The sequence below is a fragment of the Colwellia ponticola genome (genome assembly GCF_005885605.1).
Lineage (GTDB): Bacteria > Pseudomonadota > Gammaproteobacteria > Enterobacterales > Alteromonadaceae > Colwellia > Colwellia ponticola.
Genome location: NZ_SZVP01000191.1, coordinates 1 through 422, shown reverse-complemented (window position 1 = coordinate 422; position 422 = coordinate 1). Strand labels below are relative to the sequence as shown.

The window sequence follows — 422 nt, the reverse complement described above, 5'->3', positions numbered from 1 at the left end:
CTTCCGTCGCAAGTCCAGTGTGCAGCAGGTTCATCTTTGAACGATTTAGTGATGATTTCCACTTTTTCGGCAACCATAAAAGCAGAATAAAAACCAAGACCAAAATGTCCAATAATTCCAGAATCTTTAGCTGAATCTTTGTATTTGTCCAAAAACTCCTCAGCACCAGAAAAAGCTACTTGGTTGATGTATTTCTCTACTTCATCAGCCGTCATTCCCAGACCTTGATCAATGATGTGCAGTTTTTTGCCTTCCTTATCGATTTTCACCTCGATAATTGGGTTTCCGTATTCTACTTTGGCTTCGCCAATGCTAGTTAAATGCTTTAATTTAAGTGTTGCATATGTTCCGTTCGAAATCAATTCACGCAAGAAAATTTCGTGATCGCTGTATAAGAATGTCTTGATTAAAGGAAAGATGTT

The 422-nt window shown here is 37.9% G+C and carries 1 protein-coding gene; it reads right to left on the bottom strand.

The features are described from left to right. Positions 1 to 371: ATP-binding protein (locus FCS21_RS17920; protein ID WP_222928008.1), on the bottom strand; the 371-nt coding region annotated here is incomplete at its 3' end. Positions 372 to 422 lie beyond the last annotated feature (51 nt).